The organism is uncultured Lactobacillus sp., from assembly GCF_948948975.1.
GTDB lineage: Bacteria > Bacillota > Bacilli > Lactobacillales > Lactobacillaceae > Lactobacillus.
On the sequence record NZ_CARBVX010000013.1, the window covers coordinates 1 to 25,789 of the forward strand.

Here is a 25,789-nt window from a genome sequence, read left to right on the forward strand (position 1 = left end):
AGTGAATCAATTATCCCGTCGGATAACTAATTCACTATTTAGCTTAGAATGTTTTGTATATTAGAGAAAATTATAAAATATAAGGCTTAAAAAAATAAAAGGAATAAAAGGATAGGAGTTCCGCTTATCACAAACTATATGATCAATAAGTAAAAAAATAGAAGCTAAAAGGAAAATATATTGTGCAGTATAAAAATCATAGTAAAAAATCAGAATAGCAAAAATGATCGTATCACCATAACCAAATTTATTTTTTAAATTCATTATTAAAAAAATTGAAATTGTAGTAAATATTAGGATCCATTCAGTTATGTCGTAGCTTGAAAAAGAACGAGTGAGAAAGACAAGCAAAATTAAAGGTAAAAGGATAAAGGTAGGGAAAGATTGGTCAAAATAATCAAAGATACTAATTAGGAAAATAAGGGTGATGAATAAATAGTAAGACTGATCAAGGTATGGATTTAAGGGGAAAAATGCAATCCCACCGAGTAATTCACAATAAAAAGTTTCTATAGGGATAGGTGCATTGCAGAAAAAGCAATGTCCTTTATACCGCATAAATGAAAAGATAGGAATTTGATTAAGAAGGGTGAGAGGGATTTGACAACTATCGCAGTGAGATCTCTCTGTGATAAAATTTTCCTGTCCAAAACGCCGTACAATCACTAACAAGTGAGAACCGATAATAGTTCCAACTATAAAATTAAGTCCATGAATAAATAATGTTGACATTTTTTACCTCCGATATTTATATACGCAAATTAAAAAAAGTTTTTTTAATTGTTTACGGAATTAAAAAATCGTGTTACACTAGCCATTGTGCTATTAAAAACATGATGTCCGTGAGGTCAGAAAAGAAACTCCCGGATGTGTGAACAATTTTAGGAGGAAATTTTAATGCCAACAATTAACCAATTGGTTAGAAAAGGCCGTCACTCAAAGACGACTAAATCTGATTCACCAGCTTTAAACTATGCTTACAACAGCATGAAGAAAAAGATGAACTACAACCCAGCACCTCAAATGCGTGGAGTTGCAACTCGTGTAGGTACTATGACACCTAAGAAGCCTAACTCAGCTTTACGTAAGTACGCTCGTGTTCGTCTTTCAAACTTAATTGAAGTTACTGCTTACATCCCTGGTATTGGTCACAACTTACAAGAACACTCCGTTGTTTTGATTCGTGGTGGTCGTGTAAAGGACCTTCCTGGTGTTCGTTACCACATCATTCGTGGTGCTTTGGATACTGCAGGTGTTGATGGTAGAAAACAAGGCCGTTCTAAGTACGGTGCTAAGAAGGGTTAAACAGTTAATAGGAGGGACTACTAATGCCTAGAAAAGGTAATATTGCTAAGAGAGATGTTTTAGCAGATCCAGTTTACAACTCTAAATTGGTTACTAAGTTAATTAACCACTTAATGATTGATGGTAAGAAAGCAAAGGCATCTTCAATTCTTTACGATGCTTTTGGTATTATTCAAGATAAGACTGGTAAGGAACCAGTTGAAGTTTTTGAAGAAGCAATGAACAATGTTATGCCAGTTTTGGAAGTTAAGGCTCGCCGTATCGGTGGTTCTAACTACCAAATCCCAGTTGAAGTTCGTCCAGAAAGAAGAACTACTCTTGGCTTAAGATGGCTTGTTTCATACGCACGTTTACGTAATGAACATACTATGGATGAACGTCTTGCAAACGAAATTATGGATGCTGCTAACAACACTGGTTCAGCAGTTAAGAAACGTGAAGACGTCCACAGAATGGCAGAAGCAAACCGTGCATTTGCTCACTACCGCTTCTAATCGTTAGTTTGTAAAAGGAGATTAATCTTATGGCTAACAAACGTGAATTCCCTTTGGATAAGACACGTAACATTGGTATCATGGCCCACATCGATGCCGGTAAGACTACTACTACTGAACGTATTTTGTACTACACTGGTAAGATCCACAAAATTGGTGAAACTCACGAAGGTGACTCACAAATGGACTGGATGGAAGAAGAAAAGGAACGTGGTATCACTATTACTTCCGCAGCTACTACTGCTCAATGGAAGGATTACAGAATTAACATTATTGATACCCCAGGACACGTTGACTTCACTATCGAAGTAGAACGTTCACTTCGTGTTCTTGATGGTGCTGTAACTGTTCTTGATGCTCAAGCTGGTGTTGAACCACAAACTGAAAATGTTTGGCGTCAAGCTGAAACTTACGGTGTTCCTCGTATTGTTTTCGTTAACAAGATGGACAAAATCGGTGCTGACTTCGATAAGTCCGTTAAATCATTACATGAACGTTTAAACGCAAACGCACAAGCTGTTCAAATGCCTATTGGTTCAGCAGAAACTTTTGAAGGTGTTATTGACTTAATCAACATGGTTGCTGACGTTTATGATGAAGATAAGCTTGGTTCAAAATGGGATACTATTCCAGTTCCTGATGAATACAAGGAAGAAGCTTTGAAGCGTCGTAACGAATTAATTGAAGCTGTTGCTGATGTTGATGATGGTATCATGGACAAGTACCTAGGCGGTGAAGAAATTTCTAACGATGAATTAAAAGCAGCTATCCGTAAAGCTACTTTGAACTTAGAATTCTTCCCAGTTTACGCAGGTTCAGCATTCAAGAACAAGGGTGTTCAAATGATGCTTGATGGTGTTGTTGATTACTTACCATCACCACTTGACGTAAAACCTTACGTTGCTCATGATCCTAAGACTGGTGACGAAGTTGAACTTATGGCTGACGATAAGAAGCCATTTGCAGCTTTAGCATTTAAGATTGCAACTGATCCATTTGTTGGTCGTTTAACTTTCATTCGTGTTTACACTGGTTCACTTCAATCAGGTTCTTATGTATTAAATGCATCAAAGAACTCTCGTGAACGTGTTGGTCGTTTGCTTCAAATGCACGCTAACTCAAGAACTGAAATTCCAGAAGTATTCTCAGGTGACATCGCTGGTGCTATTGGTTTGAAGAACACTACTACTGGTGACTCCTTAACTGATCCAGGTCACCCACTTATTTTGGAAAGTTTACAAGTTCCAGATCCAGTTATCCAAGTATCTGTTGAACCTAAATCAAAAGCTGACCGTGATAAGATGGATGTTGCTTTACAAAAGCTTACTGAAGAAGACCCAACTTTCCGTGCTGAAACTAACCCAGAAACTGGTCAAACTTTGATTTCTGGTATGGGTGAATTACACTTAGACATCATGGTTGAACGTATGAAACGTGAATTTAACGTTGAAGCAACTATTGGTGAACCGCAAGTTGCTTACCGTGAAACCTTCACTAAGGAAGCTAAAGCACAAGGTAAGTTTGTTCGTCAATCTGGTGGTAAAGGTCAATATGGTGATGTTTGGATTGAATTTACTCCAAATGAAGAAGGAAAAGGTTACGAATTCGAAGACGCTATCGTTGGTGGTGTAGTTCCTCGTGAATTTATTCCTTCAGTTGACCAAGGTTTACAAGAAGCTATGAAGAATGGTGTTCTTGCTGGCTACCCATTAATTGACGTTAAGGCTAAGTTATATGATGGTAGTTACCACGAAGTCGACTCATCAGAAGCTGCCTTCAAGGTTGCTGCATCTCTTGCTTTAAGAAATGCTGCTTCTAAGGCTGGTGCAGTTATTCTTGAACCTATCATGAAAGTTCAAGTAACTACTCCAGAAGAATACTTAGGTGATGTAATGGGTTCAATCACTGCACGCCGTGGTTCTATGGAAGGTATGGAAGATAGAGCTGGTGCTAAAGTAATCAACTCATTTGTTCCACTTTCAGAAATGTTTGGTTACGCAACTACTTTGCGTTCATCAACTCAAGGTCGTGGTACATTTACTATGGTATTTGACCACTACTCACCAACTCCTAAGTCTATTCAAGCTGATATCATCAAAAAACGTGGTGGCGAAGACGCTGAATAATTTTAATTAGAGAGTTAAAAAAAAGAGATATCGAAGGATATCTCTTTTTTTGTACAAAAAATAAAATAAAATGCTGAGAAAGCTTGCTATTTAAGGAAAGACACAGTACAATAGTAAACGTGCGAAAATATTGGAGGGGTATACCCCGTGCACAAAAGCAATGCTTTGACGCAAAAGGTTGCGGCACACCAGGCTGCATTGCCACAGAGGTGAGTCGGTAATTTTTGCCGAGCTAGTCATCTTTTAAAGAAGACGAAGGAGGTTATTAGATGGCAAGTCAACAAATTCGTATTAGATTAAAGTCATACGAACATGGTATTCTCGATGAATCAGCTGCTAAGATTGTAGCTACTGCTGAAAGAACAGGCGCACAAATTTCTGGTCCTGTTCCACTACCTACGGAAAGAACTTTATTCACTGTTTTACGTTCACCACACATGAACAAGGATTCACGTGAACAATTTGAAATCCGTACACACAAGCGTTTAATTGATATTTTGAATCCAACACCTAAGACTGTTGATTCATTAATGAAGCTTGATTTACCAAGCGGCGTTGATATCGAGATTAAATTATAATTTAAAACATATATGGAGGTGTAATCATGACCAAAGGAATCTTAGGAAGAAAGGTCGGTATGACTCAAATCTTCACTAAAAACGGTATTTTGGTTCCTGTAACTGTTATCGAAGCAACCCCTAACGTTGTTTTACAAGTTAAAACTAACGAATCAGACGGTTACGAAGCAGTTCAAGTAGGTTACCAAGATATGCGTGAAGTATTGAGCAACAAACCTGCCAAAGGTCATGCTGCAAAAGCAAAGACTTCACCTAAGCGCTTCATTCGGGAAATCCGCGATGTCGAGCTTAAGGACTACGAAGTCGGCTCAGAAATCACGGTGGACTCATTTAGTGAAGGTGACGTAGTTGACGTTACTGGAACTACAAGAGGTCATGGTACTCAAGGTAACATCAAGCGTTGGGGCCAATCAAGAGGTCCAGAAACCCACGGTTCAAGATACCACAGAATCCCAGGTTCAATGGGTTCAATCATTAACCGTGTACCTAAGGGTAAAAAGTTACCTGGTCACATGGGTGGCAAGAAAGTTACCGTACAAAACTTAGTAATTGAAAAAGTTGTACCTGAAAAGAACGTACTTTTAGTTAAAGGTAATGTTCCAGGTGCAAAGAACTCATTAATTTTTGTAAAATCTGCTGCTAAAGCTGCTAAATAGGAAGGAGGACTATAATGGCTAATTTAGAAATTATCGATCAAAAAGGTAAGTCTGCAGGTAATGTAGATTTAAATGAAGAAATCTTCGGTATTGAACCTAATGAAAGTGTTGTTTTTGATGCTATCATTAGACAAAGAGCTGGTAAGCGTCAAGGTACTTCTGCTGTAAAGAACAGATCAGCTGTTCGTGGCGGTGGTAAGAAACCTTGGAGACAAAAAGGTACTGGTCGTGCTCGTCAAGGTTCTATTAGAGCTCCACAATGGCGTGGTGGTGGTACTGTATTTGGCCCAACTCCTCGTTCATACAAGATGGATATGCCTCGTAAAGCACGTCGTTTAGCTATGAAGTCAGTTCTTTCCCAAAAAGTTGCTGACAATGATCTAATCATTCTTGATCAATTAACTTTAGAAGCACCTAAGACTAAAGAATTAAAAGCTATCTTAGATAATGCTAATGTTTCTGGTAAGGTTTTAGTTGTGTCTGATGATAAGAATGTTCAATTATCAGGTAAGAACCTTCCAAAAGTGAAAGTTGTACCTGTTAATGGCTTAAATGTTGTTGATGCGGTTGACTACCAAAAACTTGTATTAACTCAAGACGCTATTAAGAGAATTGAGGAGGTTTTGGCATAATGGATGCACGTGATATCATCTTACGGCCTGTAGTTACCGAAAAATCCATGAACTTAATGGATGATAAAAAGTATACTTTTGATGTGCTTGTATCAGCTACCAAGACTCAAGTTCGTAATGCAATCGAAGAAATTTTTGATGTAAAAGTTAAAAATGTTAACATTATGAACGTTCGCGGTAAAGAAAAGAGAGTTGGTCGTTACACTGGTAAGACTGCTCGCCGTAGAAAAGCAATCGTTACTTTAACTGAAGATTCTAATGACATTAAGATCTTCAATGATAATAAAGAAAATTAGTAAATAGGAGGTCAGTCAATTGGCAATTATCAAATATAAGCCAACTACAAACGGCAGACGTAATATGACTTCTTCCGACTTTGCTGAAATTACCAAGAAAAAGCCTGAAAAGACTTTACTTGAATCTCAAAGTCATACTGCTGGTCGTAACTCATACGGTCATATTACTGTTAGACACCGTGGTGGTGGTCACAAACAAAAATACCGTATCATTGACTTCAAGCGTAATAAGGATGATGTAAAAGCAGTTGTTAAGGCTATCGAATACGATCCAAACAGAACTGCTAATATCGCTCTTCTTCACTACACTGATGGTATTAAAGCTTACATTTTAGCACCTAAGGGTCTAAAAGTTGGTACTGTTGTTGAATCTGGTCCAAATGCTGATATTAAGCCAGGTAATGCATTACCATTATCTGCTATTCCAGCTGGTACTGAAATTCACAATATTGAATTAAAGCCTGGTAAAGGTGGACAATTAGTAAGAAGTGCTGGTACTGTTGCACAAGTTCTTGGTAATGATGGTAAGTACACTTTAGTTAGACTTCAAAGTGGTGAAGTTCGTAAGATTTTATCAACTTGCCGTGCTACTATCGGTTCTGTTGGTAATGAACAACACTCATTAATTCAATTAGGTAAAGCTGGTCGTAGTCGTTGGTTGGGTAAACGTCCACAATCTCGTGGTTCCGTAATGAACCCTAACGATCACCCACATGGTGGTGGTGAAGGTAAGGCTCCAGTTGGTCGTCCACAACCTATGACTCCATGGGGTAAGAAGTCTCGTGGTATTAAGACTAGAAACTCTAAGGCTAGAAGTGAAAAACTTATTATTCGTCACCGTAAAGGTAACAAATAATTAAACGAAGGAGGTTAATTAATGAGCCGTAGTATTAAAAAGGGTCCTTTTGCTGATGCAAGCCTTTTAAAGAAGATCGAAGCCCAAGAAGGTTCCGAAAAGAAACAAGTAATTAAAACATGGTCTCGTCGTTCAACTATTTTCCCTTCCTTTGTTGGTTTCACAATAGCTGTTTACGATGGAAGAAAACATGTGCCAGTATACATTACTGAAGATATGGTTGGTCATAAGTTAGGTGAATTCGTACCTACTAGAACTTTCCGCGGTCACAAGGTCGCTGATAAGGCCACTACTACAGTAGGTAAATAATAGGAAGGAGAGACATCTAAATGGCAGAACAAATTAGTTCAGCTAAAGCTGAAGCAAGAACAGTTCGCATCGCTCCTAGAAAAGCCCGTTTGGTAGTAGACCTTATTCGTGGAAAGAGTGTTGCTGAAGCTCTCGCAATCTTACAATTTACGCCAAGAGCTGCTTCCCCAATCGTTGAAAAAGTTTTGAAGTCAGCTATTGCAAATGCTGAACACAACTACGATCTTGAAAGTGCAAATCTTTACGTATCAGAAGCATACGTTAACGAAGGTGCAACTTTAAAGAGATTCCGTCCACGTGCTAAGGGTATGGCTTCTCCAATTAATAAGAGAACTAGCCACGTAGTAGTTGTAGTATCTGAGAAGAACGATTAAGGGAGGTAAATTTAATGGGTCAAAAGATTAACCCAAATGGTTTCCGTCTCGGTGTTAACCGTGATTGGGAAGCAAAGTGGTATGCAGACAAAAACTACGCTGACACTTTAAATGAAGATTTACGTATTAGAAAGTTCATCTCTGAAAAGTTAGCTGATGCATCTGTTTCCACTGTAGAAATTGAACGTGCCGCAAACAGAATTAACATTTCTATCCACACTGCTAAGCCAGGTATGGTTATTGGTAAAGGTGGTAAGGAAGTTGAAGCTTTAAGAAAACAACTTAGTGCTTTAACTAACAAGAACGTTCACATTAATATTGTTGAAATTAAAAAGCCTGATTTAGATGCTAAATTAGTAGGCGAAGGCATTGCTCGCCAACTTGAAGCAAGAATTGCATTTAGACGTGCAACTCGTCAAGCAACTCAAAGATCTATGCGTTCTGGTGCTAAAGGTATCAAGGTTCAAACCGCTGGTCGTTTGAATGGTGCTGATATGGCAAGAAGAGAATGGCATACTGAAGGTAGTGTTCCACTTCATACTTTAAGAGCAGATATTGATTATGCTTGGGTAGAAGCTGCAACTACTTATGGTCAAATTGGTGTTAAGGTTTGGATTAACCGTGGTGAAATTTTACCACAACGTAAGAACAAACCTTCTAAGAAAGCGAAGGGAGGAAACTAATAGTGTTAGTACCTAAGCGTGTAAAGCACCGTCGTGAATTCCGTGGTAAAATGCGCGGTGAAGCCAAAGGTGGAAAGACCATTGCATTTGGTGAATATGGTTTAGAAGCTGTTGAATCTCACTGGATTACTAATAGACAAATCGAAGCTGCTCGTATTGCTATGACTCGTTTCATGAAGCGTGGCGGTAAAGTTTGGATTAGAATCTTCCCACAAAAATCCTACACTGCAAAAGGTGTTGGTGTTCGTATGGGTTCCGGTAAAGGTGCACCAGCTGGTTGGGTAGCTGTTGTTAAAAGAGGCAAGATTATGTTTGAAATCGGTGGCGTTTCAGAAGACGTTGCTCGTGAAGCTTTAAGACTTGCTTCAAACAAGCTTCCAATTAAGACTAAGTTTGTTAAGAAGAGTTCGGAAGTAGGTGGCGAATCTAATGAAGGCTAAAGATATCAGAGCATTAACCACTGATCAAATGTTAGAAAAGGAAAAGCAATATAAAGAAGAACTTTTTAATTTGCGTTTCCAACAAGCAACGGGTCAATTAGAGAACACCGCTCGCTTGAGACAAGTCCGCAAGAACATTGCTAGAATTAAGACAATTCTTAGCGAAAAAGAATTGAGCAAGAATTAGTTAACGGAAGGGAGTTATTAACTTGAGCGAAACTAACGAAAGAAATAATCGTCACGTATACCAAGGTCGAGTTGTTTCTGACAAGATGGATAAGACTATTACAGTTGTTGTAGATACCTACAAGAACCACCCTGTTTATAAGAAGCGTATCAAGTACTCAAAGAAGTATTACGCTCACGATGAAAACAACGAAGCTAAGATTGGCGATACTGTTCGTATCATGGAAACCCGTCCATTATCACATGCGAAGCGTTACCGTCTAACTAAGATTGTTAAGAAGTCAATTTAATTACGCGGATTTTATTGAGGGGAGGATAAACTAGTGATCCAACACGAAAGCCGTTTAAAGGTTGCTGACAACTCCGGTGCAAGAGAACTCCTAGTTATCAAGATTTTAGGTGGTTCTAAGCGTAAGACCGGTAATATTGGTGATATCGTAGTTGCTGCTGTTAAACAAGCAACACCAGGTGGCGTTGTCAAAAAAGGTGATGTTGTAAAAGCAGTTATTGTTAGAACAAAATCAGGTGCACGCCGTGAAGATGGTTCATACATCAAGTTCGACGAAAATGCAGCAGTTGTAATTAATGCTGATAAGAGTCCTCGTGGAACTCGTATTTTTGGGCCTGTAGCCCGTGAACTGCGTGAGCACGATTTCATGAAGATCGTATCTCTTGCTCCTGAAGTCTTATAATTTTTTAGGGAGGTGCACTGATGTTTGTTAAAACAGGTGACAAAGTAAAAGTTATTGCCGGTAAAGATAAAGGCAAAGAAGGCACTGTACTTTCAGTCAACGCCAAGACTAACCGTATCGTTGTCAAAGGTGTTAATAAGATCAAAAAGCATGAGAAACCTTCACAAACCAACGCTAATGGTGGTGTGGTAGAAAAAGAAGGTTCTATCCATGCATCTAATGTAAAAGTTATTGCTAAAAAAGAAGATAACAACAAATAGGAGGGAGGACGCACATGGCAAACAGTTTAGTAGAAAAATACTCAAATGAAATCGCACCAGCTATGAACAAAAAGTTTAATTACGATTCAGTTATGGAAATTCCTAAGATTGATAAAATCGTTTTAAACATGGGTGTCGGTGATGCAGTTTCTAATGCAAAGAATCTTGATGAAGCTGTAGAAGAATTGACTTTAATCTCAGGTCAAAAGCCTTTGATTACTAAAGCTAAGAAATCAATCGCAAACTTCCGTTTACGTGAAGGTATGTCTATTGGTGCTAAGGTAACTCTTAGAGGCGATAGAATGTACGATTTCTTGTACAAATTAATCAACGTTTCTCTTCCTCGAGTTCGTGATTTCCGTGGAATTAGTTCTAGATCATTTGATGGTCGTGGTAACTACACTTTAGGTATCAAAGAACAATTAATTTTCCCAGAAATTGATTACGACAAGGTAAACCGTGTTAGAGGTTTGGACGTTGTTATTGTAACTACTGCCAAGACAGATGAAGAAGCTCGTGAACTTCTTACTGAGTTTGGTATGCCTTTTGCTAAATAATTTGGAGGACATTAATGGCTAAAACATCACAAATCGTCAGAAATCATCGTCCTGCTAAGTTTTCATCTCGTGAATACACTCGTTGCGAGAGATGTGGCCGTCCACACTCTGTTTACCGCAAGTTCAAATTATGCCGTATTTGCTTAAAAGACTTAGCACACAAGGGTCAAATTCCTGGTGTTAAAAAGGCAAGTTGGTAATTAACGGTAAAGGAGGCAAATTAAATGGTCATGACAGATCCTATTGCAGATTACTTGACTAGAATTAGAAATGCCAACATGGCAAAACATACTTCTGTTGAGATTCCTGCATCATCAATGAAGAAATCACTTAGTGAAATCTTAAAGAACGAAGGCTTTATTCGCGATTACCAAGTTGAAGATGATAACAAACAAGGTATGATCAAGATTTTCTTGAAGTACGGTCCTAATAACGAACGCGTTATTTCAGGTTTAAAGCGTATTTCTAAGCCTGGTTTAAGAAACTATGTAAGTGCTGAAAACTTACCAAAAGTTCTTAATGGTCTTGGTATTGCTATCATTTCTACTTCTGCAGGTGTGATTACTGATAAAGAAGCTAGAGAAAAGAACGTCGGCGGCGAAGTTATTGCTTACGTTTGGTAATTTTGACAGAAAGGAGAACTATTAATGAGCCGAATTGGTTTAAAGGTCATCGAGGTTCCTGAAAAGGTCACAGTTACCAAGAATGGTGACGACATCACTGTTAAGGGACCAAAAGGTGAATTAACTAGATACTTTGATCCACGCATTACCTTTGAACAAAAAGATGGAGAAATTCATTTTAGTCGTTCAAGTGAAGCGGATAAAGCTCTTCACGGTACTGAAAGAGCAAATCTTGCTTCCATGATTGAAGGTGTAACTGATGGATATGTTAAGAAGTTAACTTTAGTTGGTGTTGGATACCGTGCAGTTGCACAAGGTAAGAAATTAACTTTAAATGTTGGTTACTCTCACCCAGTTGAATTTGAAGCACCAGAAGGTATTACTGTTAAAACTCCATCAGCAACTTCAATTGAAATCGAAGGTATTTCAAAACAAGTTGTTGGTCAATTTGCGGCAGAAATTCGTGACGTTCGTCCACCAGAACCTTACAAGGGTAAAGGTATTCGTTACGAAGATGAATATGTACGTCGCAAGGAAGGTAAGACTGGTAAATAATAAATAGAAAATTTTTGAGGTGAAATTGTGATTTCTAAACCAGATAAAAACAAATTACGCTTAAAGCGTCATAAACGTATTCGTGGAAAGATTTCTGGTACTGCTGAGCGCCCACGCTTAAGTGTTTTCCGTTCAAACAAAAACATCTACGCTCAATTAATTGATGATGTAGAGGGTGTAACGCTTGCAAGTGCCTCAACAAATGATAAAAATATTTCAGCAGAAGGTTCTAAGATGGAACAAGCTGCTGAAGTAGGTAAAGCTTTAGCTGAAACTGCTGCTAAGAAAAACATCAAGAGTGTTGTATTTGACAGAAGTGGTTACTTATACCATGGTCGTGTTCAAGCTCTTGCTGATGCAGCACGTGAAAACGGATTAGAATTCTAGGAAAGGAGAATTAACTAATGGCAAACCGCAACGATTCTCGTAGAGATTCTCGTAAAGATCGTAAAAAAGACGATATTGAAGATCAATTAGTAGCAATTAACCGGATCACCAAGGTTGTTAAGGGTGGCCGTCGCATGAGATTTGCTGCTGTTGTAATCGTCGGCGATAGAAAAGGTCATGTAGGTTTTGGTACTGGTAAGGCTCAAGAAGTCCCAGAAGCTATCCGCAAGGCTGTTGAAGCTGGTAAAAAGAGAATGATTAAGGTACCTACTGTTGGTACTACTATTCCACATGAAGTTATGGGCCATTACGGTTCTGGTAACATTATGTTGAAGCCTGCTGAAGCTGGTTCTGGTGTTGCTGCTGGTGGTGCTGTTCGTATTATCATGGATTTAGCTGGTATTTCAGATGTTACTTCTAAATCACTTGGTTCAAATACACCAATCAATGTTATCCGTGCTACTATGGACGGTTTGAGTAAATTAAAGACTCGTGAAGATGTTTTGAAGCTTCGTGAGTCATCAAAAAGCTTAGAAGATTAAGGAGATTAAATAATGGATTTAAAAGTTACCTTAATTAAAAGCGTCGCACACCGTCTTCCAAAACAAAGAAAAATTGTTAAAGCTCTTGGTCTTGGTAAGGTAAATAGCACTGTTGTTCTTCCAGACAACGCTGCAACTCGTGGCGCTTTATTGAAGATTGCTCACCTGATCTCAGTTGAAGAGGTTAATAAGTAATTAGAATCCAAGGAGGTGCCAATTAATGAAGCTTAATGAATTAAAACCAAATGAAGGTTCACGTCGCAACAGAAAACGTGTTGGTCGTGGTACTTCTAGTGGTTACGGTAAAACTGCTGGTCGTGGACAAAAGGGTCAATTAGCTCGTACTGGTGGTAAGACTCGTTTAGGTTTCGAAGGTGGTCAAATGCCATTATTCAGAAGAATGCCTAAGCGTGGTTTCAAGAACGTTAACCGCAAAGAATACGCTATTATTAATTTAAATGATTTAAACAGATTTGATGATGGTAGTGAAGTAACTATCGATACATTAAAATCATCAGGTTTAGTTAAAAAAGAACTTGCAGGAGTTAAGTTGTTAGCTAACGGTGAATTAAAGGTTAAGTTAACTGTAAAAGTTAACAAAGCCTCAGAAGCTGCTAAAAAAGCTGTTGAAGCCGCTGGCGGAACTGTTGAGGTGATCTAATGTTCTCGACCTTGAAGAACGCCTTTAAGGATAAAGATATTAGATCAAAAATCTTCTTTACTCTCTTTATCCTATTGCTTTATCGAATCGGAGCTAATATAACAGTTCCGGGTGTTAATGCAAAAGCTATTACACGGGTTGCACAAACTGGTTTAGTCCCAATGTTGGATACAGTCAGCGGTGGTGGATTAGATACTTATTCAATCTTTTCATTAGGTGTTTCACCTTATATCACTGCCCAAATTGTCATTCAATTACTCCAAATGGATATTGTTCCTAAGTTAGTTGAGTGGGGGAAACAAGGAGAAGTCGGGAGACGAAAAACAAATCAGGTAACGCGCTATCTTACTTTAGTCGTTGCTTTTGTTCAAAGTCTTGGAATTACTCTTGGTTTTAATGTTTTAACTGAAATGGGTTTGGTTAAAACACAAACTCCTCAAACCTATATTGAGATTGCCATTATTATGACTGCTGGGACAATGCTTTTGACCTGGCTAGGTGATGAAATTACTGATAAAGGGCTCGGAAACGGTGTATCTGTTATTATTTTTGCAGGAATCATTTCTCGCCTTCCAAATGGAATTTATCAATTATATAAAGATTTCATCATTAATAATAGTGCTAGCGATCGTTGGCAAGGGATTTTGTTCTTCATCGCGATCATTATTGCCATTTTACTAGTAACTCAATTTGTTACATGGTTTCAACAAGCTGATTTACGAGTACCTATTCAATATACTCGTAGAGCAGCAACAAGTGGCTCCGAAAGTTTCCTACCATTAAAGGTTAACGTATCTGGAGTTATTCCAGTTATTTTTGCCAGTTCCTTTATTATTACACCAGCTACAATTTTGATGGCTTTTCAAAGATCACATGGAGATGAACAATGGTTTAAGATTTGTAATCAAATATTTAGTTTACAAACTACACCTGGTGCATTGATTTATACACTATTGATTATTTTGTTCACTTTCTTCTATGCCTTTGTTCAAGTAAATCCAGAAAAGTTGGCTGAGAACTTGCAAAAGCAAGGAGCCTATATTCCTAGCGTTTGGCCAGGAAAAGATACACAAAAATATGTATCTAAAATTTTGATTAGATTATCTACAGTAGGTGCGGTATTTTTAGGCCTAGTTGCCTTGTTACCACAACTTGCTACAAATATTTTTGGTTTACCAAGTTCAATTGGTCTTGGTGGAACAAGTCTTTTAATCGTTATTGGTGTTGTTTTAGAATTAGCTCGTCAAGTTGATGGGTTACTAATGAAACGCGAATACGTTGGATTTATTAGATAGTAAGGATAAAAATGATTAATTTAATTCTTTTAGGTTTGCCTGGTGCAGGCAAAGGAACAGCTTCTGAAAGCATTGTGGATAAGTATCACTTAGCACATATCTCTACTGGTGATATGTTTAGAGAAGCTATGGCTAATGAAACTCCTGTTGGTTTGGAAGCTAAAAGTTATATTGATAAAGGAAATTTGGTCCCAGATGAAGTTACAGCTAAGTTAGTTGAAGAACGACTTAAGCAACCCGACACTAAGAACGGATTCATCTTGGATGGATTTCCAAGAACCACTGTTCAAGCAGAACTTCTTGAAGATATAACTAAACGGTTGGAAAAACCGTTAACTAATGTAATTGCAATTGATGTTGATGAAGATGTTTTGATCAAACGTTTATCAGCACGTTACATTTGTAAAAAATGTGGGGCAACTTACAATAAGATTTCAAATCCAACTAAAGTAGAAGGTACTTGTGATCGTTGCGGAGGACATGAATTTTTCCAACGTGAGGATGACAAGCCAGAAGTTGTTAAAAATCGCTTAGAAGTTAACAAGAAAATGAATACTCCTCTTCGTGATTTTTATGAAGAAAAAGGAATTCTTTCAACTGTTAACGGTGAACAAACTCCGGAAAAAGTATTTGAAGACATTGACAAAATTTTAAGTAAAGACTAGTCTGTTATTGTTTTTTTACAATTCCGTGTTATAATGCCTAAGTGTGACTATTTGTTCATGTGGAGGAACAATTTTGGCAAAAGAAGATGTCATCGAAGTTGAGGGTAAGGTAGTCGATACCTTACCTAATGCTATGTTTAAAGTTGAATTAGAAAATGGTGCAACTATTTTAGCTCATGTGTCTGGTAAAATTAGAATGCACTACATTAGAATTTTACCTGGTGATAGAGTAACAGTTGAATTATCACCATATGATTTAACTAAGGGTAGGATTACGTATCGTTTTATTAAGTAATTACGGAGGCAAACATGAAAGTTAGACCATCTGTTAAACCAATGTGTGAACATTGCAAGATTATCAAAAGACATGGTCGTGTTATGGTGATTTGCTCTGCAAACCCTAAGCACAAACAACGTCAAGGTTAATAGTTAGATATTTTTATTAGGAGGTGCAATTTAATGGCACGTATTGCTGGTGTTGACTTACCCAGAAATAAAAGAGTTGTAGTCGCATTAACTTATATCTATGGTATTGGTGAACCAACTGCAAAAAAGATTTGTAAAGATGCTGGTATTTCTGAAGACATTCGTACTAATGACTTGACTCCAGAAGATCAAGAAAAATTACGTAGCGAAGTAGACAAGTACCGTGTTGAAGGTGATCTTCGTCGTGAAGTTAGCCTTAACATCAAGCGTTTAGTTGAAATTGGCTCATACCGTGGTATTCGTCACCGTCGTGGCTTACCAGTTCGTGGTCAAAATACCAAGAATAATGCTCGTACTCGTAAGGGTTCAAAGAGAAAATAATTTATTAAATAGGAGGTTAAGTTAATGGCTGCAAAGAAAACAGCACGTAAACGCCGTGTAAAGAAGCATGTTGAAAGCGGCGTTGCTCATATTCATTCTACGTTTAACAATACCTTGGTCATGATTACTGATGTACAAGGTAACGCAGTCGCATGGTCTTCCGCTGGTGCTTTAGGTTTTAAGGGTAGTCGTAAGTCTACACCATTTGCTGCTCAAATGGCCGCAGAAGCAGCTGCAAAGTCTGCAATGGATCAAGGCATGAAGCATGTTGAAGTTTCAGTTAAAGGCCCAGGTGCAGGTCGTGAAGCTGCTATTAGAGCACTTCAAGCTGCAGGTCTTGAAATCACTGCTATTCGCGACGTTACTCCAGTGCCGCACAACGGTTCCAGACCACCAAAACGTCGTCGTGTCTAGTTTATTCCTGCGTGCAGGACATTACGTTTTGAAAGGGGCCCAGTAATGATTGAATTTGAAAAACCAAATATTACCGTAGTAGACCAAGAGGAGGCATACGGTAAGTTTGTTGTCGAACCACTGGAACGCGGTTTCGGGACTACTTTAGGTAACTCACTCCGTCGTGTTTTACTTACTTCTATTCCAGGGACGGCACTTTCTTACATTCAGATTGATGGTGTATTACATGAATTTTCAACAATTCCTGGCGTTAAAGAAGACGTCACGAAGATTATTCTTAATTTGAAGAAACTAGAGTTAAAGTCACTCTCAGATGAAGAAAAAATTGCTGAAATCGATGTAACTGGACCAGCAATTGTAACTGCTGCTGATTTGAAGGTCGACTCGGATATTGAGGTCTTAAATCCAGATCAATATATTTGTAGTATTGCTGATGGTGGCCATTTGCATATGAACGTTGCGATCAAGAATGGTCGTGGTTATGTTCCCGCAAGTGAAAACAAGACAGATGACATGCCTATTGGTGTCATCCCCGTTGATTCACTCTTCTCACCAATCAAAAAAGTTAACTACCAAGTTGAAAGTGCTCGTGTTGGTAAGAGAGATGACTATGACAAATTAACTTTAGAAATTTGGACTGATGGTTCAATCACACCTAATGATGCCCTTAGTTTCGCTGCGAAGATTCTTGTAGAACACTTCAAAGTATTTATGTCTACTGATATGGATGCGCAGTTTGATGATGTAATGGTAGAAAAAGAGGACGATAAGAACGAAAAGAAGCTTGAGATGACGATTGAAGAGCTTGATTTGTCCGTTCGTTCCTATAACTGCTTGAAACGTGCAGGAATTAATACTGTTCAAGAATTAGCTGATAAATCTGAAGCAGATATGATGCGCGTACGTAACTTAGGACGTAAGTCATTAGAAGAAGTAAAGAATAAACTTGCCGATCTTGGTCTATCACTTCGTCAAGATGACTAAGTAGGAATAATAAGGAGGGAAAACTCATGGCATACCGTAAATTAGGTCGCGATAGTGCACACAGAAAAGCAATGCTTAGAGAAATGACCACTCAATTGATCATGAACGAACGCATTGTTACCACTGAAACCCGTGCTAAAGAAATCCGTAAAACTACCGAAAAAATGATTACTTTAGGTAAACGCGGTGATTTAAGTGCTAGAAGAAAGGCAGCTGCTTTTGTTCGTAATGAAATTGCTGATATTCATGAAGAAAAAGACGCAGTTGTTGTAAAATCAGCACTTCAAAAACTTTTCAGTGATATTGCACCTCGTTACAAAGATCGTAATGGTGGTTACACCAGAATGTACAAGTTAGCTAACCCACGTAAGGGTGATGCTGCTCCAATGGTGATCATTGAATTAGTTTAATTAGGTAAAATATAATATTATTTTATAAATCTTTCACAAAAGCGAGAATAAGCGTGATGATGGTGGCTTTTGCCTAGTCTAGCTTAGATGTTAAATCATCCCTCTTTGTGGATGATTTTTTTTTGCTCTTTTTTTATAATTGATACAATGACATATTATGGAAAAAGAGCAGTGAATATTTATGAAAGATAATATAGTAACCGTTGAGCATCTTTCTTTTACCTATAAAGATAGTAAAGTGCCTGCTGTAAATGATATTAGTTTCTCTATTCCTAGAGGATCATGGACTACTTTAGTAGGTCATAATGGGAGCGGAAAATCAACAATTGCGCGTCTATTAGATGGTATTCTTTTGCCTAATGATAATCCTAATACGTTAATTAATGTTGATGGTATTGAGTTGACAGAAAAAACAATGTGGGATATTAGAGACCGTGTAGGAATTGTATTCCAAAATCCTGATAATCAATTTGTTGGTGCTACCGTAGAAGATGATGTAGCTTTTGGTCTTGAGAATCGCCAAGTTCCTCGTTCTAAGATGCAGACTATTGTTCATGATGTGCTTGACGAAGTGGATATGCTTTCCTTTCAAAAAAGTGAACCTCAATATTTGTCTGGAGGTCAAAAGCAAAGAGTAGCTATTGCTGGCATTTTAGCGATTGGACCAAAATTAATAATTTTAGACGAATCAACAAGTATGTTAGATCCAGCAGGTAAAACGAAGATTCTTAGTCTTATACGAGATTTACAAAATAAAAATGGTTTGACTATCTTCTCTATTACTCATGATATTAATGAAGCGGTACAGGCAGACCAGATGTTAGTTTTAGATAAAGGAAAATTATTGGCTAGTGGCTCTCCGAAAGAGATATTTGAAAATGAGACTTTAATAAAAAGTGCCGGATTAGATCTCCCTTTATTTTATAAGGTTAAAAATGGACTTATAAAAAAAGGAATTCATATCCCTCGAGAAATCAATAGTGAGGAAAAGTTGGTGAAATATTTGTGTCAATTGAATTCAAAAATGTAGATTATGTTTATGCACCTGGAACTCCATTTCAAACTCAAGGATTGGCAGATATATCTTTTAAAATAGAAAAAGGATCATTTGTCGCGATTGCGGGTCATACCGGAAGTGGAAAGTCTACTCTCATGCAGCATTTTGATGGTTTATTGCTTCCAAGTAAGGGAAAAATCACTATCGCGGGTGATCCGATTAATGCAAATACTTCAAGCAAGTCACTAAAAGCAATTCGAAAAAAAGTTGGCCTAGTATTTCAATTTCCTGAAAACCAATTATTTGAAGAAACGGTGCTTAAAGATGTGATGTTTGGTCCACTTAATTTTGGCTTTTCAGAACAAAAGGCAAAAGAGCAAGCGGTCGAGTGGATTAAAAAAGTAGGCCTTTCTGAAGATATGATGGATAAATCTCCTTTTGAACTTTCCGGAGGCCAAATGCGTCGTGTGGCAATAGCAGGTGTGATGGCATATGAACCAGAAATTTTATGTCTCGATGAACCTGGAGCTGGACTAGATCCTGAAGGACAGAAACAAATGTTTGAGATATTTAAGGATTACCAACGAGCTGGTAATACAGTTATTCTAATTTCACATAATATGGATGATATTAGTGAATATGCAGATGATATGTTAGTCCTTGATCATGGTCATTTAATAAAACATGCTAGCCCTCAAGAGATTTTTTCTGACCAGGAGTGGGTAAAAAAACATTATCTCGATGAACCAGCAACTAGTAGGCTAACTCGGGAGCTACAAAAAGGTGGTTTTCAATTTTCAGAGATACCACTAACTGTTGAGTCTTTAGTAAGTAAAGTTGCCGATGAATTAAAGACGAGAGGAAAAATGGATGAGTAAAATTATTATTGGACGTTATATTCCTGGTGATTCTATCGTTTATAAAATGGATCCTAGAGGAAAGATAATTGCAACATTTTTATTTATTGTTATTATCTTTCTTGCTAATAATTGGTTGTCCTACTTCTTTTTATCGATATTTACTTTACTTGCTGTTTGGGCAACAAAATTAAAGCCTAAAGTGTTTTGGGATGGGGTAAAGCCATTAATTTGGTTAATTTTATTTACTTCAGTTTTGCAATTATTTTTTACTACAGGTGGAAAAGTTTATTGGCAGTGGGGAATCTTCCACATTAGTGAATATGGTATTCAGAATTCTATTTTCATCTTCATTCGTTTTGTAATGATTATTCTGATTTCGACAGTTCTTACTCTGACGACCACATCATTAGAAATTGCAGATGGAATGGAATGGATCTTAAAACCTCTTGGCTACCTAAAAGTTCCAGTAGCTCAAATTGCTCTTGTAATGTCTATTGCGCTTCGCTTTGTGCCGACGTTATTAGATCAGGCTGTACGAATTATGGATGCTCAAAGAGCGCGTGGAGCCGATTTTAATAGTGGTGGCTTAATTAAGAGAATTCATTCGATTATCCCAATTTTAATTCCCTTATTTATTAGTTCCTTGACTGTCGCAATTGATTTGGCTACGGCTATGGAAGCAAGAGGTTATCGAGAAGGGGCTAAAAGGACCCGCTACCGAGTTTTAAAGTGGTCAAAGTATGATTGGGTTAACTTAGGTTATTTTGCGCTATTGACGCTAATTTTATTACTTACAAGGACGTATTAATTAATGACTACGAGATATAAACTAACCATGGCATATGATGGCCATCTTTTTCATGGATTTCAAATTCAACCGAATGAACGAACAGTACAAGGCGTGATTGAAGAAGCATTGAAAAAGATGACTAAGGGAAAAAGAGTAGTAGTACACGGATCGGGAAGAACTGATGCCGGTGTTCATGCTAAGGGACAAGTTATTCACTTTGACTATCCGGGAAAAGAAATCCCAGCTAAAAATATGATGCTTGCTTTAAATGCCCTAATGCCGATTGATACAGTGTTTTTTGAAAGTGAAATTGTTGATGCGGATTTTCATGTTCAATATTCAACTAAAGGAAAATGGTATCGATATGTAGTGGATCAACATCGCTTTACAGATCCTTTTAATCGGTTTTACACCGGCCACTATCCATATCCTTTAGATATTTCATTAATGCAGCAAGCAGCTAAAGATTTGATTGGTGAACATGATTTTACCAGTTTTGCTGCTAGTGGTGGACAAATTGTGGATAAGGTGCGAACAATTTACTATGTGAATATTACGCCCGACCCGGATAAAAAGCAGATCATTTTTGATTTTATTGGAAATGGCTTTTTATATAACATGGTAAGAATTCTAGTTGGAACTCTATTAGAAATAGGCAATCAAAAAAGACCTGTTGACGATATACCAAGAGTTTTAGAGGCGAAAGACCGACAAGAAGTTCGAACTACTGCACCAGCCAGTGGATTATATTTACAACATGTTTTTTATGAAGATATTCCTAAAAAATATCGTTTAGACCTTAAAAAGGATTGACTTTTCAGGCAAAACGACGTAAATTAATATACGTATGTTTGTCCACGATAGGCCCCGGAAACTTATTGTTTGTCAAACAGAAGAAAAACGGAGGAATTTAAAGTGCGTACTACCCCATTAGCTAAAACTAGTGATATTAAACGTAAGTGGTATGTTATCGATGCGACTGATGTTTCACTTGGTCGTTTATCAACTGCTGTAGCATCAATTTTAAGAGGTAAGAATAAGCCTCAATATACACCAAATGTTGATACTGGTGATTATGTTATTGTTGTTAACGCAGCTAAATTGAAGTTGACTGGTAAAAAAGCAACTGATAAGATCTACTACCGCCACTCAGATTACCGTGGTGGCTTAAGAGCTACTCCTGCCGGTGAATTATTAGCTAAGAACCCAGTAAGATTAGTTGAGTTATCTGTAAAAGGCATGTTGCCAAAGAATACTCTTGGTCACCAAGAATTCATGAAGATGCATGTTTACGCTGGTGAAGACCACGAACACGCAGCACAAAAGCCTGAAAAGTTAGACATCAACGAATTAATCTAGGAGGTTTTAAATAATGGCACAACAAGCAGCTTACGCTGGAACTGGTCGTCGTAAAGATTCTGTTGCCCGCGTACGTTTAGTACCAGGTAACGGTCAAATTACCATTAACAAAGAAGACGTAACTAAGTACATTCCATACCCTAACTTGGTTCAAGATATGAAGCAACCATTAGCATTAACTGAAACTGAAGGTCAATACGACATTTTAGTTAACGTTAACGGTGGTGGTTTCTCAGGACAAGCTGGTGCAATTCGTTTAGGTATTGCACGTGCACTTCTTGAAGTTGACCCAGATTTCCGTGGTCCTCTTAAGAAGGCTGGCATGTTAACTCGTGACCCAAGAATGAAGGAAAGAAAGAAGCCAGGTTTGAAGAAAGCCCGCAAAGCTTCACAATTCTCAAAGCGTTAATATTTATATTACGTTTTATGCAAAAGACATCTCGAAAGGGATGTCTTTTTTGTTGGGAAAAATTAAGTAAGTATCAGTGTTTTTTATCTTAAAAAGACTACTTCTATTGAAAATACGTTGGGATAACAGACAGTGACATGACCTATACCTAGTTTAAGTAATAGAATCTTTAATATTATTTTGAAATTTGATACCATCCTTAAATGAGAATATAAATAATCAATTGTATTATTCGAATTGAATTTAAAAGGTTTAAGATGTGTATTATCTCTTTTTGCATTAAAAAATCCTGTTGACAGAATATCAAGGATATTCAACAACAGGAAAATGTGTAGAAGTGGTTTTTAGCTTGCGTATAATATTATTTATAATTTTTTGAAGACATTATCGGCTTCATCTTTTATATTTAGTGTAGCAATGTTATCAAATTGAGTTACTTGAGGATTTATTTGAATAATAGGGGTTGAGGGAGATAAATTATTCAAGTAGTAACTATAGTTTCCTTTAGAGCCAACAATTAGTACTAACTCAGCTTTTGTCATCCATTGTTTAGCTTGGGTCATTGCCTCTTCATATACACCAACATGAGAATAAACGGGAAAGGATAACATTAAGCCATTGCATTTTGAGCATCGGGGTGCATGCCCATTGTTCCAAATTTCAATATTATCATTATGATGTCCGCATTGAGAGCATTTGTTGATTGCATATGAGCCTTGAATTTCTGCTACTTGTGTTGAGCCAGCTAAAGAATGTAGATGATCAATATTGGTAGTAATTGTACCTTGTATTAATCCGTCTTTTTCTAAACTGGAAATTTTACGATGAGTTAGAGAAGGTCCCTTTTCGAAAATTCCTTTTAAAAATGATTTATGTAACAAATTGTAAGAACGTTCGGGATGCATCTGAACGAGGGGAGCTAAAGAAGTTTCGATAGTATTTAAGACATTCATCTTTTCCATATCTGCAATTCCGCAACTATTGGAAATTCCAGCTCCTGTGATAACTACTGTGAATTTACTTTCTGATAACATCTCCTTTAATTTTTGTACGTTGTTCATTTTCAGTCCTCCTGTTTTGAACACATAATTAATTTTTGTTTATAACTTGATTTTTTGTTTAATTGATCTAACATGACGGCAGCCACATCGGCTCGGTTAGTTTTAGGAGCACCAGGCATCTTATATCCAGACGCTGCATTTTTTACTAAAGGATGAGAAGTTTTATCTCCATTAAATAAGGGACCTGGATAAATTAGAGTCCAATTCAAATTAGAATGGATAAGATATTGTTCTCCTTTTTCATGATCGGCTTGGTTTCCTTTTAGAAAAGTTTTGACACCCATTTTGTAGGGATAAGAGACATTATTAATTGTATCTCCAGTTCCTAGACTAGATAGACTAATAATTCGAGATATGTTTGTATGTTGCATGCTTTTAATAAGATTAGGCATTAGACTTTCAAACAAATTAGCTGAACTGTCATTTACGGGATTGCCGAGAGTTACTAAAACAGCATCACAAGAAGCTAAGGCGTGTTCCATTTTTGATGTTTCGTTGAGATTGCCTTGAATAACTTTGAGATTATCCTGTGGTACTAATTTTTGTGGTGAACGTACATATGCTACTATTTCATATCCACGTTCCGTTGCTTGTTTAATTAATTCTTTTCCAGTTCGGCCAGTGGCCCCTAAGATGAACAGTTTCATTAAGCATCGACTTCCTTTTTCTTATCTTTTTTAAATTGAGCACTTATTACTAAAATTAGTCCAACGATTATAGTGTAAATTAACCCCATAATTATTGACTGAGAAGGTGAGTTGTTAAAGTACATAATACTTTTGACACCTCTATACATGTAGGACATAGGTAACCAATTAGACAGTGTACTGTAAAAGTCATTTAATGATTCAGGTATAGCAGTTAACAATGGAGCAGCGAAGAATAGAAGTAACATAAAAACTGGAATTGAAATTAATCCTACCCAAGACTCTACGCCGTTAATAAAAATAATGAACGAGAATGCGCATAGTGATAGGAATAAACCAAGTAAGGTAAAATTAGGAATAGTTACATTAAGAATTGTGGATTGTAGATATATCACTCCATATCCAATTACAAAGGATGAAATAATTGCAGAAAGTAGCTGAACTCCTAAAGCACTAAATTTTTCTCGAAGAGATTTAAATTTAATCTTTGAAAAGGCAAATCCAAGAAGCATTGAGGTTCCTAAACATCCTAGCCAAACAGATTGGAAGAAATGGGCGCCCCCATTTGCTAAATCACCGGTTTTATTAATTTTTTCTGTTTCTATAGTTAGTGGATTAGTTAAATTGGAAGCCATTTCTGCTGGTATGGCAGGCATTTTTTTAGATAAAGTTTGTAGTAGTTGCTTGCCTAAGGCAGTGCTAATTTGATGGGTCATTTCAGTTAAGGCTGTATTTACTTGTGTCGTAATGGTAGTTCCCATACCCTGATTAATGATGATTTTTAATTTAGCTTTTTTGGGGTTAGGGGTCATTAGACTTTGAAGATTAGAGGAAAAATTTTTGGGAATAACAATTGCTCCATAATATTTTTCTTTATTCATTTCTTTTAACAAATCTTCTTGAGAATTAAAAACTGTCCATTTAATACTCATTTTAGAAGAGTTAGATGAATTTTTGGTTGTTATTTGCTTAGTTAAATTTTTTCCAGTAGTACCTTGATCTTCGTTAACTATAGCAATAGGTAAATCATTAACCTTCATATGAGTTGAAGGAATTGCTGTAATTGAAAAGTATGCTCCAATAAATAAAGCAACTAGGATGGGTAACCAGACAAATTTATTCTTTAATAGTTTAAACATATATACATCCCTTTCAATATTAAGATTACAAATATTCTAAGAAAAATAGGGATATAATAAAACTACAAAAAGTAACAAGGTGTTGCATTGATGAAAAACAATAAAACTAATGACAAAATTGAGAATGCTTTATTATCGCTTTTACAAGTAAAGGATATTAATCAGGTAACTATAAAGGAGATTGCTCAGAAAGCAAATGTAAATCGTGTCACGATATATCGTCATTATAATGATAAATGGGACATATTAGAAAAGATCGAAGAAAAATTTCTTCATAAGCTTGACGTTCCACATTCTAAAATGATCCTTAATCTCCAGCTAAAAACTCAAAGTACAACTGAATCTCCGGACTTAACAGCACTAACAGATTTTTTAAAAGTTTTTCAAGAAAACTTTTCCTTGCTTCATATTTTGATGGGTACAAATGCCAATTTGGGTTTTACTAACAAGCTTATGACCTATTTGATTAACTTAGAGATAAAGTCTCATCCTTATACCCTTCTTCATATGCCTAAAGATAAACAGGAAATGTTTTCTTATTACAGTATTTCTGCATTGATAGGAGTAATTCAGTACTGGAGAAAACATCCGAAATACTCGGCTCTCCAAATAGCAAATTTTTTCTTTGAAGCTCGAGTAGGGGCTATAAAAGAACTAGAAGATAATAATTTATCTTTATAATTGAGATGTAGTAATTGGAAGAATAACTCTCTAATACCCCAATAACTAAAACCGTATAT

The 25,789-nt window shown here is 37.0% G+C and carries 43 protein-coding genes; 39 read left to right on the forward strand and 4 right to left on the reverse strand.

All coding sequences use genetic code 11. The features are described 5' to 3' along the window. Nucleotides 1-60: 60 nt before the first annotated feature. The gene (locus Q9R40_RS06250; protein WP_304676943.1) at nucleotides 61-732 is read right to left on the reverse strand and encodes an A24 family peptidase; all 672 of its coding nucleotides are present in this window, start codon (nucleotides 730-732) and stop codon (nucleotides 61-63) included. A 165-nt stretch (nucleotides 733-897) separates the two neighbouring features. Here Q9R40_RS06250 and rpsL point away from each other — a divergent pair, with 165 nt between their 5' ends. The 38 genes from rpsL to rpsI all read left to right on the forward strand — a co-directional run bounded on the left by rpsL (nucleotide 898) and on the right by rpsI (nucleotide 22,202). After that, nucleotides 898-1,305 (forward strand): 30S ribosomal protein S12, encoded by a 408-nt coding sequence (gene rpsL / locus Q9R40_RS06255; protein ID WP_003647838.1) that lies wholly within the window; start codon nucleotides 898-900, stop codon nucleotides 1,303-1,305. A 23-nt stretch (nucleotides 1,306-1,328) separates the two neighbouring features. After that, the gene (gene rpsG, locus Q9R40_RS06260) at nucleotides 1,329-1,799 is read left to right on the forward strand and encodes a 30S ribosomal protein S7 (protein WP_004895884.1); all 471 of its coding nucleotides are present in this window, start codon (nucleotides 1,329-1,331) and stop codon (nucleotides 1,797-1,799) included. 29 nt (nucleotides 1,800-1,828) lie between these two features. Continuing rightward, the gene (fusA, locus tag Q9R40_RS06265) at nucleotides 1,829-3,925 is read left to right on the forward strand and encodes an elongation factor G (protein WP_297939557.1); all 2,097 of its coding nucleotides are present in this window, start codon (nucleotides 1,829-1,831) and stop codon (nucleotides 3,923-3,925) included. A gap of 269 nt (nucleotides 3,926-4,194) precedes the next feature. After that, nucleotides 4,195-4,503: a 30S ribosomal protein S10 gene (gene rpsJ, locus Q9R40_RS06270; protein ID WP_004895879.1), complete on the forward strand. Its 309-nt coding sequence runs from the start codon at nucleotides 4,195-4,197 to the stop codon at nucleotides 4,501-4,503. A 26-nt stretch (nucleotides 4,504-4,529) separates the two neighbouring features. After that, nucleotides 4,530-5,159 carry a 50S ribosomal protein L3 gene (gene rplC / locus Q9R40_RS06275; RefSeq protein ID WP_003651764.1) on the forward strand — a complete coding sequence of 210 codons (630 nt, stop codon included), beginning with the start codon at nucleotides 4,530-4,532 and terminating at the stop codon, nucleotides 5,157-5,159. A gap of 14 nt (nucleotides 5,160-5,173) precedes the next feature. Continuing rightward, nucleotides 5,174-5,791, forward strand: a complete 618-nt coding sequence (gene rplD, locus Q9R40_RS06280; RefSeq protein WP_004895875.1) for a 50S ribosomal protein L4 — start codon at nucleotides 5,174-5,176, stop codon at nucleotides 5,789-5,791. Further along, entirely contained in the window at nucleotides 5,791-6,087 is a 297-nt protein-coding gene (rplW, locus tag Q9R40_RS06285; protein WP_004895873.1) for a 50S ribosomal protein L23, read from the forward strand. The genes rplD and rplW overlap by 1 nt, the downstream gene beginning before the upstream one ends. A 19-nt stretch (nucleotides 6,088-6,106) precedes the next feature. Beyond that, nucleotides 6,107-6,943: a 50S ribosomal protein L2 gene (gene rplB / locus Q9R40_RS06290; RefSeq protein ID WP_297582002.1), complete on the forward strand. Its 837-nt coding sequence runs from the start codon at nucleotides 6,107-6,109 to the stop codon at nucleotides 6,941-6,943. Between the two features lie 21 nt (nucleotides 6,944-6,964). Continuing rightward, nucleotides 6,965-7,252 carry a 30S ribosomal protein S19 gene (gene rpsS, locus Q9R40_RS06295; RefSeq protein ID WP_003647831.1) on the forward strand — a complete coding sequence of 96 codons (288 nt, stop codon included), beginning with the start codon at nucleotides 6,965-6,967 and terminating at the stop codon, nucleotides 7,250-7,252. Nucleotides 7,253-7,272: 20 nt separating this feature from the next. Further along, a complete protein-coding gene (rplV, locus tag Q9R40_RS06300) occupies nucleotides 7,273-7,626 on the forward strand; it encodes a 50S ribosomal protein L22 (protein ID WP_003649465.1) in 354 nt (117 codons plus the stop codon). Between the two features lie 14 nt (nucleotides 7,627-7,640). After that, nucleotides 7,641-8,309 (forward strand): 30S ribosomal protein S3, encoded by a 669-nt coding sequence (gene rpsC, locus Q9R40_RS06305; RefSeq protein ID WP_012845643.1) that lies wholly within the window; start codon nucleotides 7,641-7,643, stop codon nucleotides 8,307-8,309. A gap of 2 nt (nucleotides 8,310-8,311) precedes the next feature. After that, nucleotides 8,312-8,749, forward strand: a complete 438-nt coding sequence (gene rplP, locus Q9R40_RS06310; RefSeq protein ID WP_004895865.1) for a 50S ribosomal protein L16 — start codon at nucleotides 8,312-8,314, stop codon at nucleotides 8,747-8,749. Further along, nucleotides 8,739-8,936 (forward strand): 50S ribosomal protein L29, encoded by a 198-nt coding sequence (gene rpmC, locus Q9R40_RS06315; protein WP_003647828.1) that lies wholly within the window; start codon nucleotides 8,739-8,741, stop codon nucleotides 8,934-8,936. Before rplP ends, rpmC begins: the two co-directional genes overlap by 11 nt. A 22-nt stretch (nucleotides 8,937-8,958) precedes the next feature. After that, nucleotides 8,959-9,225 carry a 30S ribosomal protein S17 gene (gene rpsQ / locus Q9R40_RS06320; RefSeq protein WP_003647827.1) on the forward strand — a complete coding sequence of 89 codons (267 nt, stop codon included), beginning with the start codon at nucleotides 8,959-8,961 and terminating at the stop codon, nucleotides 9,223-9,225. Nucleotides 9,226-9,258: 33 nt separating this feature from the next. Then, nucleotides 9,259-9,627, forward strand: coding sequence for a 50S ribosomal protein L14 (gene rplN, locus Q9R40_RS06325; protein ID WP_003647826.1), 369 nt, complete (start codon nucleotides 9,259-9,261; stop codon nucleotides 9,625-9,627). A 20-nt stretch (nucleotides 9,628-9,647) separates the two neighbouring features. Then, nucleotides 9,648-9,887, forward strand: a complete 240-nt coding sequence (gene rplX, locus Q9R40_RS06330; RefSeq protein WP_004895861.1) for a 50S ribosomal protein L24 — start codon at nucleotides 9,648-9,650, stop codon at nucleotides 9,885-9,887. Between the two features lie 14 nt (nucleotides 9,888-9,901). Continuing rightward, entirely contained in the window at nucleotides 9,902-10,444 is a 543-nt protein-coding gene (gene rplE, locus Q9R40_RS06335; RefSeq protein WP_004895859.1) for a 50S ribosomal protein L5, read from the forward strand. A gap of 14 nt (nucleotides 10,445-10,458) precedes the next feature. Then, nucleotides 10,459-10,644: a type Z 30S ribosomal protein S14 gene (locus tag Q9R40_RS06340; RefSeq protein WP_003647824.1), complete on the forward strand. Its 186-nt coding sequence runs from the start codon at nucleotides 10,459-10,461 to the stop codon at nucleotides 10,642-10,644. 24 nt (nucleotides 10,645-10,668) lie between these two features. Next, a complete protein-coding gene (rpsH, locus tag Q9R40_RS06345; protein ID WP_004895856.1) occupies nucleotides 10,669-11,067 on the forward strand; it encodes a 30S ribosomal protein S8 in 399 nt (132 codons plus the stop codon). 24 nt (nucleotides 11,068-11,091) lie between these two features. After that, nucleotides 11,092-11,622, forward strand: coding sequence for a 50S ribosomal protein L6 (gene rplF, locus Q9R40_RS06350; protein WP_011161522.1), 531 nt, complete (start codon nucleotides 11,092-11,094; stop codon nucleotides 11,620-11,622). 27 nt (nucleotides 11,623-11,649) lie between these two features. After that, complete coding sequence (gene rplR / locus Q9R40_RS06355) at nucleotides 11,650-12,009, forward strand: 50S ribosomal protein L18 (protein ID WP_003647821.1); 360 nt, start codon at nucleotides 11,650-11,652, stop codon at nucleotides 12,007-12,009. Nucleotides 12,010-12,026: 17 nt separating this feature from the next. Continuing rightward, nucleotides 12,027-12,551: a 30S ribosomal protein S5 gene (gene rpsE, locus Q9R40_RS06360; protein WP_297939541.1), complete on the forward strand. Its 525-nt coding sequence runs from the start codon at nucleotides 12,027-12,029 to the stop codon at nucleotides 12,549-12,551. A 9-nt stretch (nucleotides 12,552-12,560) separates the two neighbouring features. Continuing rightward, nucleotides 12,561-12,746, forward strand: coding sequence for a 50S ribosomal protein L30 (gene rpmD / locus Q9R40_RS06365; protein WP_024273012.1), 186 nt, complete (start codon nucleotides 12,561-12,563; stop codon nucleotides 12,744-12,746). Between the two features lie 25 nt (nucleotides 12,747-12,771). After that, on the forward strand, nucleotides 12,772-13,212 hold the full coding sequence (gene rplO, locus Q9R40_RS06370) for a 50S ribosomal protein L15 (protein ID WP_003649460.1): 441 nt from the start codon (nucleotides 12,772-12,774) through the stop codon (nucleotides 13,210-13,212). Next, entirely contained in the window at nucleotides 13,212-14,507 is a 1,296-nt protein-coding gene (gene secY / locus Q9R40_RS06375) for a preprotein translocase subunit SecY (RefSeq protein WP_297939537.1), read from the forward strand. The genes rplO and secY overlap by 1 nt, the downstream gene beginning before the upstream one ends. 11 nt (nucleotides 14,508-14,518) lie before the next feature. Beyond that, nucleotides 14,519-15,172 (forward strand): adenylate kinase, encoded by a 654-nt coding sequence (locus Q9R40_RS06380; protein ID WP_004895847.1) that lies wholly within the window; start codon nucleotides 14,519-14,521, stop codon nucleotides 15,170-15,172. A gap of 73 nt (nucleotides 15,173-15,245) precedes the next feature. Beyond that, the gene (gene infA / locus Q9R40_RS06385) at nucleotides 15,246-15,467 is read left to right on the forward strand and encodes a translation initiation factor IF-1 (RefSeq protein WP_003647816.1); all 222 of its coding nucleotides are present in this window, start codon (nucleotides 15,246-15,248) and stop codon (nucleotides 15,465-15,467) included. Between the two features lie 14 nt (nucleotides 15,468-15,481). Continuing rightward, the gene (rpmJ, locus tag Q9R40_RS06390; RefSeq protein WP_003647815.1) at nucleotides 15,482-15,598 is read left to right on the forward strand and encodes a 50S ribosomal protein L36; all 117 of its coding nucleotides are present in this window, start codon (nucleotides 15,482-15,484) and stop codon (nucleotides 15,596-15,598) included. 33 nt (nucleotides 15,599-15,631) lie between these two features. Then, nucleotides 15,632-15,979, forward strand: a complete 348-nt coding sequence (gene rpsM, locus Q9R40_RS06395; RefSeq protein WP_003647814.1) for a 30S ribosomal protein S13 — start codon at nucleotides 15,632-15,634, stop codon at nucleotides 15,977-15,979. Nucleotides 15,980-16,003: 24 nt separating this feature from the next. After that, nucleotides 16,004-16,393, forward strand: coding sequence for a 30S ribosomal protein S11 (rpsK, locus tag Q9R40_RS06400; RefSeq protein ID WP_003647813.1), 390 nt, complete (start codon nucleotides 16,004-16,006; stop codon nucleotides 16,391-16,393). Between the two features lie 45 nt (nucleotides 16,394-16,438). Next, nucleotides 16,439-17,377 (forward strand): DNA-directed RNA polymerase subunit alpha, encoded by a 939-nt coding sequence (locus Q9R40_RS06405; RefSeq protein ID WP_297939531.1) that lies wholly within the window; start codon nucleotides 16,439-16,441, stop codon nucleotides 17,375-17,377. Nucleotides 17,378-17,403: 26 nt separating this feature from the next. Continuing rightward, entirely contained in the window at nucleotides 17,404-17,787 is a 384-nt protein-coding gene (gene rplQ, locus Q9R40_RS06410; protein ID WP_003649454.1) for a 50S ribosomal protein L17, read from the forward strand. Between the two features lie 181 nt (nucleotides 17,788-17,968). Beyond that, entirely contained in the window at nucleotides 17,969-18,817 is an 849-nt protein-coding gene (locus tag Q9R40_RS06415) for an energy-coupling factor transporter ATPase (RefSeq protein ID WP_297939528.1), read from the forward strand. Then, a complete protein-coding gene (locus Q9R40_RS06420; protein ID WP_304676944.1) occupies nucleotides 18,793-19,662 on the forward strand; it encodes an energy-coupling factor transporter ATPase in 870 nt (289 codons plus the stop codon). Before Q9R40_RS06415 ends, Q9R40_RS06420 begins: the two co-directional genes overlap by 25 nt. After that, a complete protein-coding gene (locus tag Q9R40_RS06425; protein ID WP_304676945.1) occupies nucleotides 19,655-20,452 on the forward strand; it encodes an energy-coupling factor transporter transmembrane protein EcfT in 798 nt (265 codons plus the stop codon). The genes Q9R40_RS06420 and Q9R40_RS06425 overlap by 8 nt, the downstream gene beginning before the upstream one ends. Nucleotides 20,453-20,455: 3 nt before the next feature. Further along, on the forward strand, nucleotides 20,456-21,247 hold the full coding sequence (gene truA / locus Q9R40_RS06430; protein WP_023599213.1) for a tRNA pseudouridine(38-40) synthase TruA: 792 nt from the start codon (nucleotides 20,456-20,458) through the stop codon (nucleotides 21,245-21,247). A 102-nt stretch (nucleotides 21,248-21,349) separates the two neighbouring features. Continuing rightward, nucleotides 21,350-21,793: a 50S ribosomal protein L13 gene (gene rplM, locus Q9R40_RS06435; protein ID WP_011161528.1), complete on the forward strand. Its 444-nt coding sequence runs from the start codon at nucleotides 21,350-21,352 to the stop codon at nucleotides 21,791-21,793. Nucleotides 21,794-21,806: 13 nt separating this feature from the next. Next, entirely contained in the window at nucleotides 21,807-22,202 is a 396-nt protein-coding gene (rpsI, locus tag Q9R40_RS06440; RefSeq protein WP_004895822.1) for a 30S ribosomal protein S9, read from the forward strand. 365 nt (nucleotides 22,203-22,567) lie between these two features. On the opposite strand, the gene Q9R40_RS06445 is transcribed toward rpsI, so the two are convergent. Genes Q9R40_RS06445 through Q9R40_RS06455 form a run of 3 tightly spaced genes read right to left on the reverse strand, consistent with a single transcriptional unit; the run spans nucleotide 22,568 to nucleotide 25,049 of the window. Next, entirely contained in the window at nucleotides 22,568-23,263 is a 696-nt protein-coding gene (locus tag Q9R40_RS06445) for a Sir2 family NAD-dependent protein deacetylase (protein WP_172475965.1), read from the reverse strand. 2 nt (nucleotides 23,264-23,265) lie between these two features. Then, the gene (locus Q9R40_RS06450) at nucleotides 23,266-23,910 is read right to left on the reverse strand and encodes an NAD(P)-dependent oxidoreductase (protein ID WP_172475964.1); all 645 of its coding nucleotides are present in this window, start codon (nucleotides 23,908-23,910) and stop codon (nucleotides 23,266-23,268) included. Continuing rightward, nucleotides 23,910-25,049 carry a DUF3533 domain-containing protein gene (locus Q9R40_RS06455; RefSeq protein WP_304676946.1) on the reverse strand — a complete coding sequence of 380 codons (1,140 nt, stop codon included), beginning with the start codon at nucleotides 25,047-25,049 and terminating at the stop codon, nucleotides 23,910-23,912. Before Q9R40_RS06455 ends, Q9R40_RS06450 begins: the two co-directional genes overlap by 1 nt. A gap of 90 nt (nucleotides 25,050-25,139) precedes the next feature. Between Q9R40_RS06455 and Q9R40_RS06460 the strand changes: the two genes are divergently transcribed. Then, nucleotides 25,140-25,730 (forward strand): TetR/AcrR family transcriptional regulator, encoded by a 591-nt coding sequence (locus tag Q9R40_RS06460; protein WP_053107063.1) that lies wholly within the window; start codon nucleotides 25,140-25,142, stop codon nucleotides 25,728-25,730. The last annotated feature ends 59 nt before the right edge of the window (nucleotides 25,731-25,789 follow it).